This is a genomic window from Tenacibaculum profundi (genome assembly GCF_052050075.1).
GTDB lineage: Bacteria > Bacteroidota > Bacteroidia > Flavobacteriales > Flavobacteriaceae > Polaribacter.
Map to the genome: position 1 here is coordinate 2,156,796 of NZ_CP197225.1, position 20,566 is coordinate 2,177,361.

10 protein-coding genes are annotated in these 20,566 nt (G+C 31.2%); 3 read left to right on the forward strand and 7 right to left on the reverse strand.

Going from position 1 to position 20,566, the window contains the following annotated elements; genetic code table 11:
- Positions 1 to 73: 73 nt before the first annotated feature.
- The 6 genes from ACSIGE_RS08800 to ACSIGE_RS08825 form a co-directional block, all read right to left on the reverse strand.
- The gene (locus ACSIGE_RS08800) at positions 74 to 1,111 is read right to left on the reverse strand and encodes a bestrophin family protein (RefSeq protein ID WP_440879504.1); all 1,038 of its coding nucleotides are present in this window, start codon (positions 1,109 to 1,111) and stop codon (positions 74 to 76) included.
- Positions 1,112 to 1,917: 806 nt separating this feature from the next.
- Positions 1,918 to 2,847: a hypothetical protein gene (locus ACSIGE_RS08805; protein ID WP_440879505.1), complete on the reverse strand. Its 930-nt coding sequence runs from the start codon at positions 2,845 to 2,847 to the stop codon at positions 1,918 to 1,920.
- A 9-nt stretch (positions 2,848 to 2,856) separates the two neighbouring features.
- Positions 2,857 to 11,487, reverse strand: a complete 8,631-nt coding sequence (locus tag ACSIGE_RS08810) for a LamG-like jellyroll fold domain-containing protein (RefSeq protein WP_440879506.1) — start codon at positions 11,485 to 11,487, stop codon at positions 2,857 to 2,859.
- A 23-nt stretch (positions 11,488 to 11,510) separates the two neighbouring features.
- Complete coding sequence (locus tag ACSIGE_RS08815; protein ID WP_440879507.1) at positions 11,511 to 12,383, reverse strand: phage tail protein; 873 nt, start codon at positions 12,381 to 12,383, stop codon at positions 11,511 to 11,513.
- A gap of 967 nt (positions 12,384 to 13,350) precedes the next feature.
- Positions 13,351 to 15,456 (reverse strand): ferrous iron transport protein B, encoded by a 2,106-nt coding sequence (gene feoB, locus ACSIGE_RS08820; RefSeq protein ID WP_440879508.1) that lies wholly within the window; start codon positions 15,454 to 15,456, stop codon positions 13,351 to 13,353.
- 5 nt (positions 15,457 to 15,461) lie between these two features.
- Positions 15,462 to 15,686: a FeoA family protein gene (locus ACSIGE_RS08825; protein WP_440879509.1), complete on the reverse strand. Its 225-nt coding sequence runs from the start codon at positions 15,684 to 15,686 to the stop codon at positions 15,462 to 15,464.
- 214 nt (positions 15,687 to 15,900) lie between these two features.
- Here ACSIGE_RS08825 and ACSIGE_RS08830 point away from each other — a divergent pair, with 214 nt between their 5' ends.
- The 3 genes from ACSIGE_RS08830 (at position 15,901) to ACSIGE_RS08840 (ending at position 19,579) form a co-directional block, all read left to right on the forward strand.
- Positions 15,901 to 17,052 carry a DNA polymerase III subunit gene (locus tag ACSIGE_RS08830; RefSeq protein WP_440879510.1) on the forward strand — a complete coding sequence of 384 codons (1,152 nt, stop codon included), beginning with the start codon at positions 15,901 to 15,903 and terminating at the stop codon, positions 17,050 to 17,052.
- A 303-nt stretch (positions 17,053 to 17,355) separates the two neighbouring features.
- Positions 17,356 to 18,765 carry a sensor histidine kinase gene (locus ACSIGE_RS08835; protein WP_440879511.1) on the forward strand — a complete coding sequence of 470 codons (1,410 nt, stop codon included), beginning with the start codon at positions 17,356 to 17,358 and terminating at the stop codon, positions 18,763 to 18,765.
- A gap of 31 nt (positions 18,766 to 18,796) precedes the next feature.
- Complete coding sequence (locus tag ACSIGE_RS08840) at positions 18,797 to 19,579, forward strand: enoyl-CoA hydratase/isomerase family protein (protein WP_440879512.1); 783 nt, start codon at positions 18,797 to 18,799, stop codon at positions 19,577 to 19,579.
- Positions 19,580 to 19,893: 314 nt separating this feature from the next.
- Here the strand turns inward: ACSIGE_RS08840 and ACSIGE_RS08845 are convergent, their stop codons facing one another.
- Positions 19,894 to 20,550 (reverse strand): HD domain-containing protein, encoded by a 657-nt coding sequence (locus ACSIGE_RS08845; RefSeq protein ID WP_440879513.1) that lies wholly within the window; start codon positions 20,548 to 20,550, stop codon positions 19,894 to 19,896.
- Positions 20,551 to 20,566 lie beyond the last annotated feature (16 nt).

Sequence of the window (20,566 nt, forward strand, 5' to 3'; positions counted from 1 at the left end):
CTTTCTACCCTATCCAAATTTGAATGAATAAAAGCAAAATAGCACTCCTTTAGTGCTACTTTGCTTAATATATTTACATTAAAATACCTTTTTTGGGTTTTATTTGTGGAGGTATTGTTTCTTCTTCTAGCATTTCCTTTAAATCAATTTCTATAGTTCTACAAATTGATAGCATTGGAACATCGTTAGGTAGTCCTTCAAAAGGATTTTCAGAATAATCTCCTATAAGCTCCATCATAAGATAAACCCATCCAATTAAAATATTAAATGGAATAGAAAGCCAAATTCCAAATGTTCCGAGTTTATCAAATTCCGAGACAATACCAAATGGTAATAAGAATAAAAATATAGCAACAAATATGAAACTATAACTACCATATTGCCTTGGTAATGGAAACTTTTTTATTCGCTCGCATTGTCCCTGATAAGTATAGAAATTATGTAGTAATTTTTGTAATTCTACATGTCTAAAGTTATCTAATAAATCTCTTGACCTGATGTCTGCTAAATCTTTAGACTGCTGATCAATAATTTGAGTTGCTGTATTAGTGTGCTTTAACAACCTATCCTTTTCTTTTTTTTCCAAGCACATGTTTAATTCTTGACTAGTAACCTCATCGATAAAAAGCCCTACACCTCCTTCTCTTATTCTCTTCTCTGTAGTTCTTCGTAAATGCCAACCTTGGTTAATGTGTTCCCAAGGAGTAGGTGTTAACAATTGACAACGCAAGGTATACAACCATGATATGTGCCTGTAAATTAATTTTTTATGAATACCATATAACTCTTGTTTTGAAATAGGGCTATTTACTGAAAGATTATTTATGAAAGCTCTTGTGGTAGCTCCCCAACTTCTACTATCATTAACAATTGCTCCCCATATTTTTCTTGCCTCCCAGAGACGATCATAAGAACTATTGTTCTTAAAACCAACGTAAAAAGCTACTGCTGTACCAATAAGCGATAAAGGTAACCATGGAATAACTAACCAATCCCAGTGTGTAAATCTATACAGTACTGCGACAAAAGAAGTCCATACTGTTAACCATATTAAGTGTATTCCACTAAATCTTAAAATAGATACTAAACCAAAATTCTTTTTTGTATACATATTTAATTAATGTTGAATTTTTATTAAGGGTTACAAATCTACTAATAACGAAGTAATTAATTGTGAAGTGTCCTTTCTGTAATGCTTTTTAATATTCTTAACTATTTCAATCATTATAATTATATCTTAAAAAAAAAGTAAAACATTATTTTATGAATAGAAAATCATTTGCCTTTTTCGTTTTTAAATATTGATTATCAGAAACTATAACTGCTATTTCAAAAAACATTCTTTTTTATTTAGATAGCTTTTTAAACGAAAATTACTTCTTCTAATAGTTTACCTGTCTATTAACGATTAACTTTTTTTTAACAGTTTACCCAATTTATGTGACTTCTTAAAATTTAAAGCATCTAACTAGACGACAACCTAAAATAATTGTTGTTTTATAAAACTTTGATTCCCTTCAAAAAGGCACCTGAAGTCCCATTTTACATGGATTGAGGGTGCTCTTTTTTCAATTTAGCTACAAAGCAATTAATAATTATAGTTGTATTAGATAAAAATAAGACAACATTGTATTTTTCTTTATGAATAAGTACATTTTATAAAAAAACAATCATTAAAGAAAATACAACCACCTATTGCTTAATATAAAAAGAGGGAGATTACCCCTCTTTTTATAAACTCATTTTTAATATATTTTTACGAAATATTCTTATAATACTTCCTCAAAATCACCTTGAGTAGCTTGACATATATTCTCTTGTTTATCATCACCTCCACAACTTATAAAAGCGCAAATCATTATTAAGAGAACAAGTATATATTTTATTTTTTTCATTTTTAAAAAATTATGTAAAACATTACTTTGATTCGATTCTTACAGACTTTACTACATTATTTACTTTTACTTGGTAAAGCCCTGGCTCTAGTGAATCAAAAATAACTTCATTATTTGAAATAACAGAATTTCTAACATTAGCACCATTTTTTTCTAGGCTTACTTGCTCCCCCTCTAACTCATAAACAACTTTTATGACTCCTTTATAATCACAAACAACGTGCTTTCTAAAAAAACGAGGCGTCGCAATGTTAACTTTATTAATAGTAACTAGTATTTTTTTCATTTTTGATTGATCCGGCGATCTAAGGAAAACTTCTATAGGTCTCGTAAAGTCTATTTCTGTTACTCCCGAAACAACTTTTTGTCCTTTATAAAAAATTTCAGCCAAAGGTGTTAATTCGAAAATAGGTGCTAAACTTGTTATATCACTTGTATCAAAAACATCAATGGTCAATGTACCATTGCTAGCATTATAATCATAACTTAACGATCTAAGATCTTGTAAAGAAAAGCTTATAATTTCTGCTTCTGATAATAACTCAGGCTCAGCAATACTATAAGCCTGTGTTAAATCTCCTTGAATGCTTCCTGATTTAAATTTAAAAGTTTTATTTACATCAATAATTTTATCGTTTGTTGAATCATAAATTTTAAATCTCATGGTTTTGTTATCTTCATCTGAAAAAATTTGTAAATAAGCATAATATTTACCCTCAACTCCAGCCTTAATAAGATTCGCTACCCCTCTACACTCATCGCCTACAAAGACTCCGACTCTATCGTTTTCACTATTGAGTGTTTTTCCGTTTAAATTCAAAAACGCAACTACAGACATATCATACTGATAGCCATTCTCTACCTCCCAGTCCAAAGAAGACTGGGCTTTTAATAGTAAAGAATTTACAAATAATAACAGTAAAGCTATTTTATAACATATTTTATTCATCATGAAACTCTATTATTTAATTAGACTATTCATATAAACTTTCTGACCTACAACAATCTTCATTTGATATACCCCATCTGATAAATCGTCTAAGCTAAGAGTCAAAACATTACTTCCTTCTTTTAGATCAAATTTTTTGTCGTAAACAATAGATCCTATATATGAGGCTACTTGAACCTGAGCTTTATTCTTTTTTGGACTATAAAGTCTAACACTCAAGCTCTTTTCAAATGGGTTCGGCCATACAAGTAAATCTGTATTTATAATTTCAGATTCTTTCTTTAAAACCAAGGGTTTTTGAATAGTTCCTAGAATATCATTTTCCTTAAAAGAAATAGTGTTGCTAGGAGCTTTTTCAAATGAATTTTTTAGGTTGAAAACTAACTCTTCATTAGTATCTTCACCATAAATTGTCATAAAAAACAATCTTTTATTGTTTATAAATATTTCATTCGCTTCACCTCTTAGGTTTCCTTTTTTATCTACTATCTCTAATATTGAATATTCTTTAGGAATTTCAACTACCGCATTCATATTACCTTTATACTTTTGATATTTATTGGCTCTTACATAACTTTTATTGGAAATTTTGAAAGTTCTAGCACGTCTTGAGGCAATGTACGAAGGGTACGTAAAATTTTCTTGTTCATTTGAAGAGTACAACATATACCCAACACCTGGTTGTAAAAACTCTAAATTCCCTGACCATCCACTTAAATTATCATAAATAGCAAAATGGTGTTGTGACTTTATTACATCTCCTTCTTGCGGATGGAAGTTTGCTAACGCTTGCTTCACTGATGTTGCTGTATTAGCAATGTAAGGAAGCCAATTCCATCTTTTTTGAATATCAAAACTCCATGTGTTTAAATTAACCTTTGGACCAACTGTTCTTAAGTTATTATCTTTTGCTAAATAAACTTTATACATATGATTTGAACTCAAACCTCCATTTCTTGTTATAGAACCTGACCATTCTCCAGTAGTAGAATCAAACACTTCTAGTCCATTATTTTGACTTTGACTTAAAATTCTATCCTGATTACTTAAGCTTAAATCTACCGTAAGATTGTTCAAATCTGCAAATTTTTCATCCTCAAGGAAAAAAGAAACCCAATTCCAACCACTACTAAACTTAATATTTTGGTATGCCAGATCAGAGTTTTTAAACACTTCAGGATTATTTTTGGCTCCTAAAATTCGATTTGATTCGAAATTTAACTCTAAACTATTCCCAATAGTAGCAGGATAAACAATATCTGTTGAAGCCTCCCAAATACTGAAATTTATTGCTTCCCCTTCAGATTGATTTGAATAAACTGTTAAGTATAAGAAGTAATCTTGATAGGAATCATCGTATACTAAACTGGCAACCCCTCTTACTTCACCATTAATAAATGCAGCTACTTTATCCTTAGTACTCAAAGAAAAAGTATTATCTATCTTAATTTTCCCTACAATATTTATGGCAAACTGGTAATCTGAAGGATTTACATTCCAGTCTGGACCTACGGGATTAACATTTAATTTGATCTGAATATTTTGATCATAACCGTAATTAGAATTCAAGTATAAAACTTCCTCATAATTTCCTACCCCTAATTGAGAGCTTGTACTTCCTTGAATTGTAATACTGCTCGAAGGAGGAATAGTTCCATTAGTTTGAGACAATGATAACCAATCAGGAACATTTGTAATATCGAAATCTCTTGGTGTACCTCCGCTATTTATAATGTTAATTTCAAAGTTTGCTTTATCACCTTTATTGGTTTCCTCTTGAACTATTTCTTTTTCATTATTAATAGTCCAAGTTAATTGATCTTGATTTACAAAAGCTGACCAAGTAATAGGTGACTGTTGCATATTATTAACTGCATCAAACATACGATGTACTGTTATATCCAGTATTTGCCTCTCTATCAAAGATTTATCATTGATTACAGGTTCTATAATCATTTCATCTTCGTTAATTACACGAGTTACTTGGAACAAGACTTCTTTTCTTGCCGGCTTAATAGGCGGTGCATCATTAGAATAGTTTACACTACCATCACTTAAAATACTTAAACTATTGGTATGTTGCAAATTTGATGTTCTATGATAATATCTCGGTCCATTTCCTGTAGGTATATCAGGCATATTCATTGGTAGATACAATAACAAACTAGAATGATTAATATCAACCTCATTAAAACGATCTCTGTCAATTTGTTCATAAGAACGTAATGTATTCCATAAACGAACTTCATCCACGTATCCCACAAAATGATTATCAATTTCAGGGGTAGAATTTGGGACAAATTTACCTCTGGCTCCAATCCAAATATTACTACCATAAAAACCTGATAATTCATTACTAGGTAAAGTAGATACTAATTCTGCATCAAGATATGTATTTAGATTACCATATCTATTTAACAATATAGCTACGTGATGCCATTTCCCGTCAGCGACATTATGATTTTCAGTTAGCACATATGAATTCCCTTCGTTATCTAACGATAATACTCCATTCGTATTAATATTAACGGCTACCGTATTATTTTCACTGTTATCTCCGCGTCCATTAGAGAATATTGTTGCATTTTGAGATACATCTGTTTTCATCCAAAAACTTAATGTATAACTCATTTGATTGGTAATTTGCACAAAATTAACATTGTCACAAGTTAAGTATCTACCGTTACCGAATCCATATGATGTACCACGTGGTTTAATATCCCAAGAAGTATTTACTTTAGCATGCTTAAATCTAGCCAAATCTTTTGCCAAATTTCCCATACCTTCGTCCATTGGCCAAATACCAATCAAACCATGTTCATTACCTTGGTAATTTGTATAAATATTTGAAGTAGATTCCGCTAAGCTTAATGCCTTAGACCATTGTCTTAGGTTATGAATATTACCTTTAAAAGTATTCCCTCCTATAACAACATCTTTAGTAAAGTTATACCTTAGATCAGTAGGTGTGTCTGCTGTAGCAACTTCGCGATCATCTTGATATATACTTATACTATTGTTTAAGCTATTATAAACAAATGCGTAGTGGTGGAATAAATTATCATTATCGCTTATAACTCCAGAAACAACCTCATTGCCAAATTTGAACTCTAAATTTTTATTCCCATTATTTTCATTAAGCTTAATTTCTACACCTCCCTCTTGCGATAGTATAGTTGCTGATGACTCAGTATCATTTTTCATCCAAAACTCTAATGTAAAATCTCCGTTAAGCATAGATGGGTTTTCTATAAGCACCGTATTAGAAGCCCCATTGAATGCTAGAGAAACACTATGATCAATTTTCTGCTCATTCGTTTCTCCTCTAACTTCTATTAAACTAACTGCTGGGTTATACACGATAGGCTCATTAAAATGAACTTTTAAATCATCTCCAAAGTTTAATATTCCATTGCTAGGACTTGGCGAACCAAAAAGTCTTGGCGCGATCAAATCAATGGTACCTGAAACAACTTCTGATATATATTCTGTGTTGTTAGTACATGTACTAATTGCTCTTATTTCATATTCTCCATTCTGTATATTTTGACCTACAACATCCCAAGCATAACTAGTATTAGCTCCATCAATTAATGAAATCTCATTTTCGTTATTTGCAACTGCATCATCATAAAAGGCTTCTGTACTATAATATGTATGTAATCTTGTCCAAGTCGAAGAGGTTTTTTTTCTATATTGTAAATCAATTTTTTGAAAACTAGAAAAACTCGTGTTATAATCACCCAAACTGATTTGTAAAGGATTGGTACTTTGATCAGTATTGTATGCTTCAGAAAGGTTATAAACCCACTTGTCTAATGGTGTCTTAATATCAACACTGGTACAAGACGGTGTAAAATGTGCTGAAAGCTTTATCGTCGCTGCATTACTATCTCCCGAAGGCGTGTTACATTCACCTTCAAAAGCAATCTCAATATCTTCATAGTCATATATATCAGAAACTGATTTTTCAATTGTTACAACATACTCTGTTGGTTTTCCTGGTTCAAAATTATAAAACCAAAGACCATTTTTAGCTATATTGATGATTGCATTATGAGGATTCGTATTTTCGTTCACACTCAAAACCATGTGTGTAGCTGATTCAGTTACACTTCTATTTTCAAGTAATATCTTAAATTCTGCTTTATTACTTTCAGGAATATTAGAAATACTCACTACTTCTGCGGTAATTACAGGAACCTCAATTGGTTGTGTACCATAACTTAGGTCCTCTCTATCCTTTTCGGCAAGTTCTTTAATCTCTTCGCTGTCTTGATCATAGGTTTCATGATCATAAAACAATGACTTAGTAGCTTTTTCATATGGACAAGAAGTTCTTCCTCCAAGAGTCATAAAAACAGGACCATTCCCATCAAATGGATCAACAATATCTACACTTAAAAGTGTATGAATATCTAAATCTGATAAGGTATAAGAAATGGTTGTTGTCGATTCATCCTCTTGGGTAAGCTCTGTGAAAATATCTTGCTCAAGACCAATTGTTGTCTCAGATAACACCCCTGTTGTATTTACGGCAAAACCTAATGTTGCTATAAATTCTTGAGATGTATTTAAATTAATTGACCTAGAACTAGTATTCAAGACAGTAGTTTCGATAGACCTTGTAATTTCTCCAGCTCCTGCAACAAAAGAAACATTATCTTCGAAATTCTTTTCAACTAATTCAGAAAGCTGATTTGCCTGCATAAATCTCTTTTTTAATATTTCCTCTGTGGCAGGATGCTTACTATCATCTAAAGCTTTATTAATTTTTGAAATATACGTATCTATAGAGGCAACCATTGATTTTCTATATGACTCTCTATCGTTTTTGACCATGTACTTGATACGTTCATTCTCTCTTATTGTTGAACGCCATAATTTAATTTGATCTTGGTATTGTTCTTTAGACAAAACACCTGGTTCTTTAGGATCAATTGTTCCATTATCAATTCCTTTAACCATCTCTTTAAGCTCTGGAATTAAAACTTCTAGAATATGTTTTTGAGTATAAACAAAGAAGGTATTTGAAGGTTCTTCTGAAAAATAAACAGCTCTTTCTTTTCCTATAAATGCACTTTCTCCACTTTTATTGGTAAGTTCATAACCTTCTCCATTATTACTGCTTTTAGCTCGTATATTATTATAGGTTCCGTAAAAATAATTTTTTGACTGCCCTATATATAAATCTGCATCTGCCCCTACACGATCTATTTCTCCACTCGTCGATATTGACTGATTAAAAGTATATGTTTTTGTCAAACTGGTACCATCGGTGCTAGAATTAGTTAAACCTATACCTGTAACAATATTATTTGTTGCTTCACTTTCTATAACAGGTCCAGCCAAACCTCCACCTACTTCAAATTTCACACCAGCTTTAACTGTAATCTCTTCATTCAATAGACCTCCATAAGTAAAGTCTGTATCTACAGTAAAACTAATTGTTTCTCCCTTTTCAATCGTAGCAGAACTATGTGAACCTGGTGGGTCTCTTAAAATAATATCTGGAGTATCCGGAGCAGAGGTAACAAAAGTCTGACTCCCATCGGACTGCCCTCCTAACAGCACAGCTTTCTTATGATAATTTTGAGCTTCATACTCACTTCCATTAATACGATATTTGATACTTAAAGTATTTGTAAATGGTGGGGTAATTGAAGGATTTCCTCCTCTAAATTTATAAATAATAATTTTATCATCAGATTCACTTGTTTCTGTAGATTCTGAATCTGGTAAAGCCAAATTATTTTTGATAACGAACTCTCCGTCAGCCACTGGAACTTTAAACTCGTCACCTTCACTATTTTTATCATAGTTATAATAGGGTTCAAAGCGCTCTAACGAAATTTGATAATACTTGAATTGTTCATATACAGGATACTCAAAACCTTCTGTGCTAATTCTGGTTCCATTTTTATCAATTTCTATAGTAGCCTCAGTCTCTTGGTCAATAACTCTCAGTACCGGAGTAGATCGATATATAAAATCAAAATTATAATGATACCCCTTTTCTGTAATTTTTGTTTCGTCTGGTAGTTCATAACTTGGAGTTATCACTGCAGATGTCGCTGGCACGTTAATTGTTTCATTAGCGTCTAAAATAGAAATATTGGCATTATTATTTTTTATCTTCACTCCATTCAACTGATTAACAGTATAATTTAAAGGTAAAACTTTTACCCTGTATTCTCCAGTTTCAGAGTTTGTTGAAAAATTAAATTTAGTATAATCCGTTGCAGCGGCTCCTAGTGGAGCATACTCAAAAATTATATTAGCTATCCCTATATTATTTACAGAACTAATGTTTATCTCATGCTCAATATTATCTGAATCTGTATATGGAACTTTATAAGTACCATCATAGCCAAAACCAATCTCTTTTTCAGACTCAATAGAACCCCCAACAACTCTTCCTACTACATCAACCCTTGTTTTGTCAATAAAAGTTACTTGTTCTTCCCTATCTTGAAAAAACTCAGTAAACTCATCTGGATTTGCAGGAAATCTTCCTTCATATTCAAATTCGTGATTTAATTTTTTTACCGTTATAAAATGATCTCCAATAGGAACCTGAATTTCAAAATTTCCTTCACTATCAGATACAACTGGTACATTATTTTTGTCCAATACGATATTGTTATCAACATATATATTTGCTCCTTCAAGACCAATACGTGCATAACGCTCCAGATAGTCATCATTTTTATCATCAGGAGTACCTGCATCGTTTAACCAATAATCACCTTTACTATATTTAGTATCTCCTTTTAAATAGTAATTGTAGCCTTCATCAATAATACCTGGGCCTTTTATATATTCATCACCATCTGTTAAATTTTGAAAATTAGGTTTATTAGAACCTACACTATTTAAATCAACATAGGAAGGGAATACTCCTCTTGTATCATATAACACCTTTCCTTTAAATGTAAAAGATGAAATATCTGTAAAATTTATTTGATTAGCGATTTGATTTTGCTCCCCCAATACAACCAACTGTTGCTTAGGAGAAAACTCATGAACTCCTAATCTAGGAATTATTTCAAAAGACTGTCCATCTCCCTCATAAGGAATTCCTGTTATAATATAGTTCCCGTTGCTATCTGTTAGGCCTAAAATACCTAGTTTGTTTACTCTTGGTAAATCTTGCTGGTTAGTAACCCAACGTACATTGTGTTCTTTATCAAATTTATCAACATTTTGAAAGCTCGCAATATTTCCATTATACTTAAACCCTTGATGAGATAAATCATAAGCATTTATGCCTACCCCTTCATCAAATCTAAAATATGAAATTAAATTTTCATGGTCTCCTTTTATATATCTCTTATAATCATTGTAAATAGTTGTTTGGTCTAACGTGCTATTCCATAATCGTAATTCATCTAAAAAGAAAGCTTTTGTGTCAGTAACACCAAAAGACATTTTGTTCCATTCTATAATTTCATTTCTCTCGTTTAATAAATTAACCTGTTTTGTTGACACCTCTACAGAATAGACCGGTCCATTATATTTTGGGTTAGTACCTAAATAAACATCATTAAATGATTGGATATTTTCATCGTCCTGAGAAATCTCAATTCCATTAATAAATAACATAGGAGCTTCTCCTTGTTTTGCAACTACACTAATATGAGTATACTCAGTATTGAAATTAGATACTGGTATTATTGTTTCTTCTCCTCGCATATTAATGACTCCCGCAGGGATGAAATTATGTAGCTTAAATATACTTCCATCTACATCAACCTCAAGATAATTGTTATTTCCAGACCATAGTTTGGTTTTTATCTCTTTATGCAACATTTCACTACCATTTTTTAAGACAAATAGAGTCATGTACTTATCTTGATCAGTAAATGCTGAACCTGGTTTTACCCAAGCTTGAAAAGTATAAGCATTTTTTATGGTTTTACTTGTATAGTCTATATCTAACTGACCCTTTTCTGGTATAAATATAGCTGGACCTCTTACAGCTATGTTTGAACCATTGGTAGACTTTACATCTAAAGTTACACCTGCTACGGGGTTTCCTCCTTCAAAATTCACATTTCCAGAGACTATTGCGTTAGGAGTTCTAAATCCAATACCACGCACAAATGATTTTTCTTCAACTTCTTTTTCTCCGCTTGGTATTACACCGATCGCTTCTACTTTATATTCGTATAATTTAGCTCCTTCGATTCGAAAGTCATCAAATTCAGTAGCATTAGAAGGAAGGTTTTTAATAACAGTAAAAGATTCCTCAATCGTTTTTAACTCTCTTCTTGACACTCTGATTGATTCAATTTTATCAGTATTACTTTTTATTGTCCAGTTTAAAGAGATTCTATCACTATAATACCCTTTAGACACCTCAAAACTATCGTATGAAAATGTATCATATATGTAAGAAACCCCCCATGGGAAGCGAATATCGATAGGTGATACATTTCTTTGCGAGTTGGAAAAACTCCCTAATATAGGGTTTCCAACCTGTACAGTATACTCACCATCATTAACATTATTTTTACTTACTGAAGTTTGAACAAACTTTGCTCCTTCACTATTTGATTGCCCATGAATGATACCTATATTAAAAATAATCGTAAGTAAAATACATGGAAACAATCGCCAAAAAATTAGCGTTTTCTTCATAATCCTAAAACTCATGTGGTAGCTTATAATTTTATAATATAGTTAACACCATAGTTAACTGGACGGGATTCATTGCCTCCGTGAAAGTCTGTATTTCCTGAAATCGAGTGCCTATGTTCACCACTGAATGCCGAAGTTTTAGTGTGATCACCATCCCTATCATTTCCTGAAAGGTTTTTTGTACTACTTCCATCATTACCAGCTGCCGAAGCCCATTCAAAAATATGTTTAACTTGATGCCTATGGTTTCCAGCACTATTAGCTACTAGATTTCCTGAACCATGATTATGGCTTTTATTTTGAGAGTCTTGAGTATCTCCAACTTCAGGTCCTTCCTGACCATTAACCGTTGATGTTCCTGTACCTCTTAAAAACATCCCTCTCAAATCTGGAGTTGTATTCGATCCTAATATAGATTTTAAAGGCCTTGCATATGGTTCATTGGGTAAAGGTCTTCCATCGCATAACAACCACCCTTTAGGTGCTTCTTTACCCATAAAGGGCATAATACTTCCAGTGGGCACTCCATTAGCGGCCGATAAAGCATAAGGTACATCTTTAAAAACCTCATTAGAAATTAATTTTGACCCTTCACTAATTTTTAAGAAATGCTTATGTTGGGATAAAATACTTTCAATATTTGAATCTAACTCTAAAACTTGAGAAAATACCCCAAAAGCGTCTGTAGTAACTTCTGTATCTCTCACCAAAGTACTCTCTGGCACACCATTGTCAAGATAATATAAATCAAATGTTAGAGTAATTTTTTGATTTGCTCTTACAGAGCCAGTGCCTGGATCTCTTGCAATACCCTGTACTGCAAGCCCTTCTTGCTTATTTTGCGCTTGTAATGTAAAAAAAAGTAAAGTGATTACGAAAGTAATTAATCTTCTCATGTTCTCTTGTTTAATTATTTATTTTATTCTATCGTTAACTTATTGTTAATTCTTATTTCTGGCTTTTTTATTTTCTTTACTTTTTCTTATTTTTGAATAGAGTTAATTGATTTTTTTAGACGTTTCTCATTTATACTTTTTGTTAAAAGCGTACAAAAAAATTGAACCTCCTCTTAATTTCACTTGAAATAAAAAAAAGCACTAAACCCTCATACAAGGGGCAAAAGCCTTATAGTCGGGGGGAACTAAGTCTTATTGATTTTTTATATACAGAGTAAGAATCTACTCTATATTAATATTTAAATTATTCACTCTCAAAACGTTAATTAGCATCAGGAACATTTTAGGGATTTTGCCATGTTGCTTAACTCGTTTTTTAACAAACATAAGTTAAAAAATTTGCTGAATTTTAAAACAGCGTATAAAAGCTCTCTATCAGTTTGTTGCGACAAAATTATAAAAATTAAATTGAACAATAAAACAATTTTTTGTTTTAGTAACAAACACAGACATTATCTACCTTTTAAGAGGTTTTAACTATAATTTATTTTTAGTTTGTATACTTTTTTCCTTTTTATTTAAAACAATTTATGGTCAATAAATGCTTCCAAAACTTAAAAAATCAACTTAATTTTAAAATAACATTGTTAGATTTTTATGTCCGTAAACATGAAATAAAGGAAATATTACATTTTTACTAAATATAAAATTCAGTTGGCTTTGCGGTGCAAAAAAATATCTGTAAAACTAAGTTTAATATAATCACTTCACTCAATACGTATTACAAAAGAGCTATTGTTTTTTCACTACCCCCCTCTAAAACAGAGTTTTTTAAATTAAAAATTTACGTATCACCCGCATCCACATCCTTTGTCACAATTATTATTTTTCTTTGCTTTGAAGAAAAATTTTCTAATTAAAAAAAGCACAGCGAGCGCAACGGTTATATATGATAGTACTTCTTGCATTACCTCAAAATTTGATAAAATATTAAAGCAGATAGATACGCCAGAACTCCCATTCCCACCAACTGTAGTAGAGGCCATTTCCAACTTTTAGTTTCGCGTTTTACTACCGCTAATGTTGCCATACATTGCATAGCAAAGGCGTAAAACAGCAATAAAGAAACACCTGTTGCAAAATTAAATCGTTTTTTACCCGTATTAGCATTTATCTCCATCGCCATCTTTTCTTTAATTGTTGTGGTGTCTTCATCATTATTTCCAACACTATAAATTGTAGCTAGCGTTCCTATAAAAACCTCTCGTGCTGCAAATGAAGTAATTAAACCAATACCTATTTTCCAGTCATAGCCCAATGGCGTTACTATTGGCTCTATGGTTTTACCCATAATACCAATATAAGAATTTTCCAACTTAGACGCTGCTATCTTTTTATCTAATTCTTCCTGTGAAATCATATTTTTAGGATACTGCGCACTTACTATTTGTTCAACATTATCAAAAGAAGAAGGCCCATGAGAGGCTAAAAACCAAAGAATTACAGAAATTGCTAAAATAATTTTACCGGCGTCAAAAACAAACGTTTTAGTTTTTTCAAAAACCTCCAAAAAAACATTTTTAAAAGATGGTATATTGTAATCTGGCATCTCCACAACAAAAAGACTGTCATTTTTAATTTTAAGCTGTTTATGTAAAAGAAATGCCGCGAAAACAGCCACAGCAAAACCTAATATGTAAAGACTGAGTAACGTAAGCCCCTGTAAATTAAACACACCGAGAATCTTCTTTTCAGGAATTATCAAAGCTATTATAATGGCATATACTGGCAATCTTGCTGAACAAGTTGTAAATGGAGTTACCAAAATGGTGATCAATCGCTCTTTCCAACTAGAAATTGTTCTAGTAGCCATGACTGCAGGAATGGCACATGCTGTTCCTGAAATTAAAGGAATTACACTTTTTCCATTCATTCCAAACCGTCGCATAATTTTATCCATTAAGAAGACCACCCTACTCATATAACCTGTCTCTTCAAGTATGGCTATAAATAAAAACAGAATAGCTATCTGTGGTATAAAAATCACAACTCCTCCAATACCAGGAACAATACCTTCAATAAGTAAGTCGGTAAACATTCCTTCAGGCATAACTCCTTTTAAGTAAGTAACTATCTCTGCAAATAACTCGTCGATAAAGTCCATTGGTGCAGATGCCCAATCAAATATAGATTGAAAAATCAAAAGAAGTAACGCGAAAAATATGGCGTATCCGGCAAATTTATGTGTAAAAACACGATCAAGCTTACTTCTTAAGTCTGAAGCTTTTTCCTTATTTACAGAATACGTTCTTTTTAAAATTTCATTAATTTTCTGGTAACGGTATATAGTTTCCTTGTGCTGGTATCTCTTATGTAGTGAAACATCTTTTTCAAACTGTTTTAACGCCTCAATCTCATCAGATAATAATAATATATCATGGTTCTTAGTCAGAATTAACCATAACTGATATACCGAAAAACGGTTGCTTATTTTTTTCAGCGAAGCAAAGTAGGAAGAATCAATTCTTTCGCAAAAACTTTTAAAGTTTGTATTCGCTTTAAGGTCTGAAAAATTTGCAATAGTACTTTTAAGCTCACTAATTCCTTCTTTAGTTCTAACCGAAATTAAAATAACTTTAGTTTCTAATTCTTTTTCTAACTCTTGAATATTAATAGAAATCCCTTTCTTCTGCATTTGATCTGCCATGTTAATAGCAAGAACAACAGGTATATTAAAATCTTGTACCTGAGAAAACAAAAGCAAATTTCTTTTTAAATTTTCAACATCTGCTACTACAACAATAACATCTGGTAAATCTTCTGAATTATCTTTTAACAAGTTTTTTAGTACAATACTCTCATCTAATGAAGTCGGATTAACACTATAAGTCCCTGGCAAATCAGTAACTAAAGCAACAATATCATTATCTAACTTAGCTGTTCCTTGTCTTTTATCAACCGTAACCCCTGGATAGTTTCCTACTTTTTGGTTCAAACCAGTTAATTCATTAAACAATGATGTTTTTCCTGTATTAGGATTTCCAATTAAACTTACTTTTAACTTTTGAGCCATTATTTTCAGATTTTGGTAACTAAAATTTGATCAGCTAGTTTTTTACGAATTGCTAAGTAACTTCCATTAATACATATATATATAGGATCCTTCAGGGGGGCAACCTGTAATAATTGAACTTCAGCTCCTGGCAAGCAACCCATTTCTAATAGTTTTAATGGTATCCGATCTAAACATTCCTCAGATACAATTCCCTTTTCCCCGATTTGTAGTGATGCGATTGTACTCAAAAAAAATAATGTGTTAACATGCAAATATACTAAAATAGAACTATTCTAAACTGAAAGTACAAAGACAAAGCTTCTTTGAAAACTAAAAAGCTATTTTTATGTTACACTTTTAAATAAAATCATTTGAAAAAAACCTTATAGATACTTTTTTAAAAACATCGAATTGATTTTTTAAAAACTATGTAAACTTTTGTCTAAACTGTATATTTGCAATATGACTTTTGATAGTATTATAGGACAAGAACATATCAAAGAACATTTGAAAAAATCTTCTAGTAACAATAGGATTCCTCATGCACAATTATTTATTGGAAAAGAAGGTACTGGTTGTTTAGCTACGGCTATTGCATATGCACAACATGTTTTATGTAGTTTTTCAGATAAACCAGAGGCTTGCAGAATTAAATGTGAGAAGCTTCAGCATCCAGATTTACATTTTGCTTTTCCTGTAACCACTACAAACTCTGTAAAAAGTCACCCTATAAGTAATCTTTTTCTTGAAGAATGGCGCTACTTTGTTAGTAAACAACCTTACGGAAGCTTATACAACTGGCTTCAGTACATAGGGGTTGAAAACAAGCAAGGGCAAATCGGGGTTGATGAAGCTGAAGAAATTGTAAAAAAACTTCATTTAAAATCTTATGAAGGTGGTTTTAAAATAATGATTATTTGGATGGCGGAAAAAATGAATACTGCTGCTTCTAATAAACTTTTAAAACTTATTGAAGAACCCCCTAGCAAAACAATTTTTTTATTAGTTACTGAAGATGAGGGTCAGATAATAAACACTATTAAATCAAGATGTCAAGCATTACATTTTCCTTTATTAAATGAGAAAAACATTGTAACCGCCCTTGTTGAAAGAGAAAGTGTTGAAAAAAATGAAGCACTTAGAATTGCTCATCAATCTGAAGGTAATTATAACAAAGCACTTCATCTATATCATAACGATTCAAATGATCAAGTGTATGAGCAATGGTTTATAACATGGATCAGAACTGCTTTTAAAGCTAAAGGAAATGCAGCTGTTATTCAAGATTTAATTGAATGGTCAGATGTCATTGCAAAATCTGGAAGAGAAACTCAAAAACAATTTCTTAAATATTGCTCACAGTTTTTTAGACAAGCTCTTCTTTTAAACTACGGCGCATCAGATCTCGTCTTTTTAGAAACAAAATCACTTAACTTTCAGTTATCAAAATTTGCTCCCTTTATTCATAGCGGAAACATACTTCTCATTGAAAAAGAAATAAGTGATGCACAATATCATATTGAAAGAAATGGAAATCCTAAAATAATTTTATTAGATTTATCCATTAAACTAACGCGTCTATTACATACAAAAGAAGATACTATTAGTAATTAAATTATTTAAATGTATTATCACAATCCTTTTTATGAACTAATGTAATAGAGTTATAAAAGTTTATCCGATGCAAATCGGTTCAGTTTTTGATTTAGAGTAATTAGATAAAATGCAATTAATCATTTTAAGTAAGTTTAATTTAATCATAATCCTTACTTCAATAAATATATTTGCAACAACACTAATTTTTAAAAATCTTAAATAAATACGTTGTAAAATTAAGATATAGAACAAAATACTAAAAGCCCTCTAAAGTTGACATTTTTTAATAATATTTCCTTAAAGACACGAATATTCCTATCAATGATAGTATTGTTATTTTTTACATCAATGCTTATCGTTTATATAACCGTGCACCAATACGAAGAGCAAACAAAAGATTATAATGAATTACGTTTTGGCAGAAAAGAATCTGCTACGGTACATAATGTTCGTATTGAACTTGGCAAAACAACCTATCCTGTTACATCTGAAAATCTATCAAAAATATTTCAAGATAAAATTTATGAGATTGCTTCCATACATAAACTAACTATTTCAATGTATGACATGGACGGAAAATTACTTAAGTCATCAATTCCATACAACTTTGATAGGGCGAAAGAAATTCCTTTACCTAAAAAAACACTAAAAAATCTCGCAATTAATTCGAACCATAGGATTGTTAAAGATACTGTTATTGATGGCTTAAAACACCAGTCTTCTTTTGCATATATTAATGACGCTCGATTTAAAAGAATAGGTATTCTAGAGCTTCGTATTGCCCAAGATAATTCAAATCAAAAAAAAGAGCTTGAAGAATTTTTATCTAGACTATCATTGGTATACGGTTTAATGTTAGTACTAGCCATTGTTCTAGCCTACTTTCTTTCAAGTTACATCACTAGGTCAATTAAAACCATTGCTGAAAAAATCGAAGAAACTAGACTTAACCAACGTAACGAAAAAATAATTCTAAATGCGGCGAGCTCTGAGATTATCGCTCTTGTTAAATCATATAACAATATGATTGATCAACTTGAAGAAAGCGCTATAAAACTAGCAAAAAGTGAACGTGAAGAAGCATGGAAAGAAATGGCAAAACAAGTTGCTCATGAAATCAAAAACCCTCTTACTCCCATGCGACTTACTGTACAAAGTTTTGAAAGAAAATTCGATCCAGAAGAATCTAATATTAAAGAAAAAGTTGCTGAATATAGTCAAACACTTATTCAACAAATTGATGTTTTAAGCTCTATTGCTTCGGCTTTCTCTGATTTTGCTAAAATGCCAAAACAAAATAGAGAAAAATTAAACGTGCATGATGTTGTGAAACATGCTTTGGATATTTTTACCGAGGATTATATTGAATATATTTCTGAAGAAACTGAGCTGTATGCTAGTTTAGATAAAACACAACTAATACGAATTGTAACTAACTTAGTTAAAAACGCAACGCAAGCAATGCGAAATGATGGAACCATTCCTAAAATAGAAGTTAAGGTCACCTCTGAAGGGAATAGTATTAAAATTTCTGTTTCAGATAACGGAAAAGGAATTTTAGATCAGAATAAAGAGCTAGTATTTGAACCTAAATTTACTACAAAAACTAGTGGAATGGGACTAGGGCTTCCTATGGTAAAAAAAATAATTGAGACTTATGATGGCTCTATTAATTTTACCTCTACAAAAAATATAGGAACGGTTTTTAACGTAATTTTACCGAAAACATAGTGATTGAACTAAATTGAAAAATAAACTAAACATGAATTTCGAAAATATTTTAATTAAACAAAAAGATAAATTAGCTACTATTTTTATTAATAGACCAAAAAAGTTAAATGCATTAAATAAAAAAACTATAGAGGAACTTCATATAGCTTTTGAAACATTAGAAGATGACTCAAATATCAAAGTAATTATTATTACAGGAAACGGTGAAAAGGCATTTGTAGCAGGTGCAGATATTTCGGAATTTGCTAATTTTTCCTCTAATGAAGGTGCTTCCCTAGCGAGAAGAGGGCAAGAAATATTATTTAATTATATAGAAAATCTCTCAACACCAGTAATTGCAGCTGTAAACGGTTTTGCGTTAGGTGGTGGTTTGGAACTTGCAATGGCTTGTCATTTCAGAATAGCTTCTAATAATGCAAAAATGGGACTTCCCGAAGTTTCTCTTGGAGTTATTCCTGGCTATGGAGGAACGCAACGTTTGCCTCAGCTAATAGGAAAAGGTAAAGCCATGGAATTAATAATGACAGCAAGTATGATTGACGCAGTTGAAGCAAAAGATTATGGACTTGTAAATCACATCACTTCTCAAGATGAATTATTATCTCTAGCAGAAAAATTAGCTTCAAAAATTATGAAGAATTCATCTGTTGCTATTGGTTCAGCGATCAAAGCAATTAATGATAACTTTAAGGACGGAATTAATGGTTATGAAACCGAAATTGAAGTTTTTGGTGCTAGCTTTGATACGGAAGATTTTAAAGAAGGCACGACTGCTTTTTTAGAAAAAAGAACTCCTAATTTTCCAGGAATTTAAAAGATTTTTCACTAATAAACCATGATGATATTAAATCGGTTTTAATGATTTAATATCATCAAACTAAAAGTTTATTTTTTAATTAATAACACTTATTAATTAAATTATTATAAAATTCGTTAACAATACAATAGTTGCCTGTATTACAGAACGATTAGTATCTTACAACCAAAAATAGCACTTAAACTATGTATTTAAATGCTATTCTTTAATAAGGGGAAAAAAAGATTTTTCTTGGGAATATGTTTCAAACATAATGTTATTTTGTGAAAAATCAAAATTTAACATAAAATTTATGATGATTTAATGCTAATTTAACAAAATTCACCACTCCATTCTTTGTAAAATTGTTTCAAAAAACCTTCCATATATTGATGCCTCTTAAGCGCCATTTCTTTTCCAGTTTTTGTATTCATTCGGTCTTTTAATAATAATAATTTCTCGTAAAAGTGATTAATCGTAGGAGCTTCAGATTTTTTATATTCTTCTTTATTCATTTCTAATTTTGGCGAAATATCAGGATTGTAAAGCTCTCTATTTTTATATCCTCCATAATTAAAACACCTCGCAATACCAATAGCTCCTATTGCATCTAATCGGTCTGCATCTTGAATAACATCCAACTCAGAAGATTTAAAATTTTGCACGAAATTTCCACCTTTAAATGAGATATTCTCTATAATTTTTACAACATGGTCGATTACTGGCTTGTCTACATGCTGATCTTCCATAAAGAGCCTTGCTTTCTTTGGCCCTATGGTTTCATCTCCCTCATAAAATTTACTATCAGCAATATCATGAAGTAAAGCTCCTAAACCTACTATAAACTCATTTACATTTTCTTTTTTCGCTATGGTCAATGAGTTTTTATAAACACGTTCAGCATGAAAAAAATCATGCCCACTTTCTGCTCCGATTAATGTTTTTTTTACAAAAAGTTTTGTGTTTTCTATTATTATATTTTCATCCATTTTACAAAAATATCAA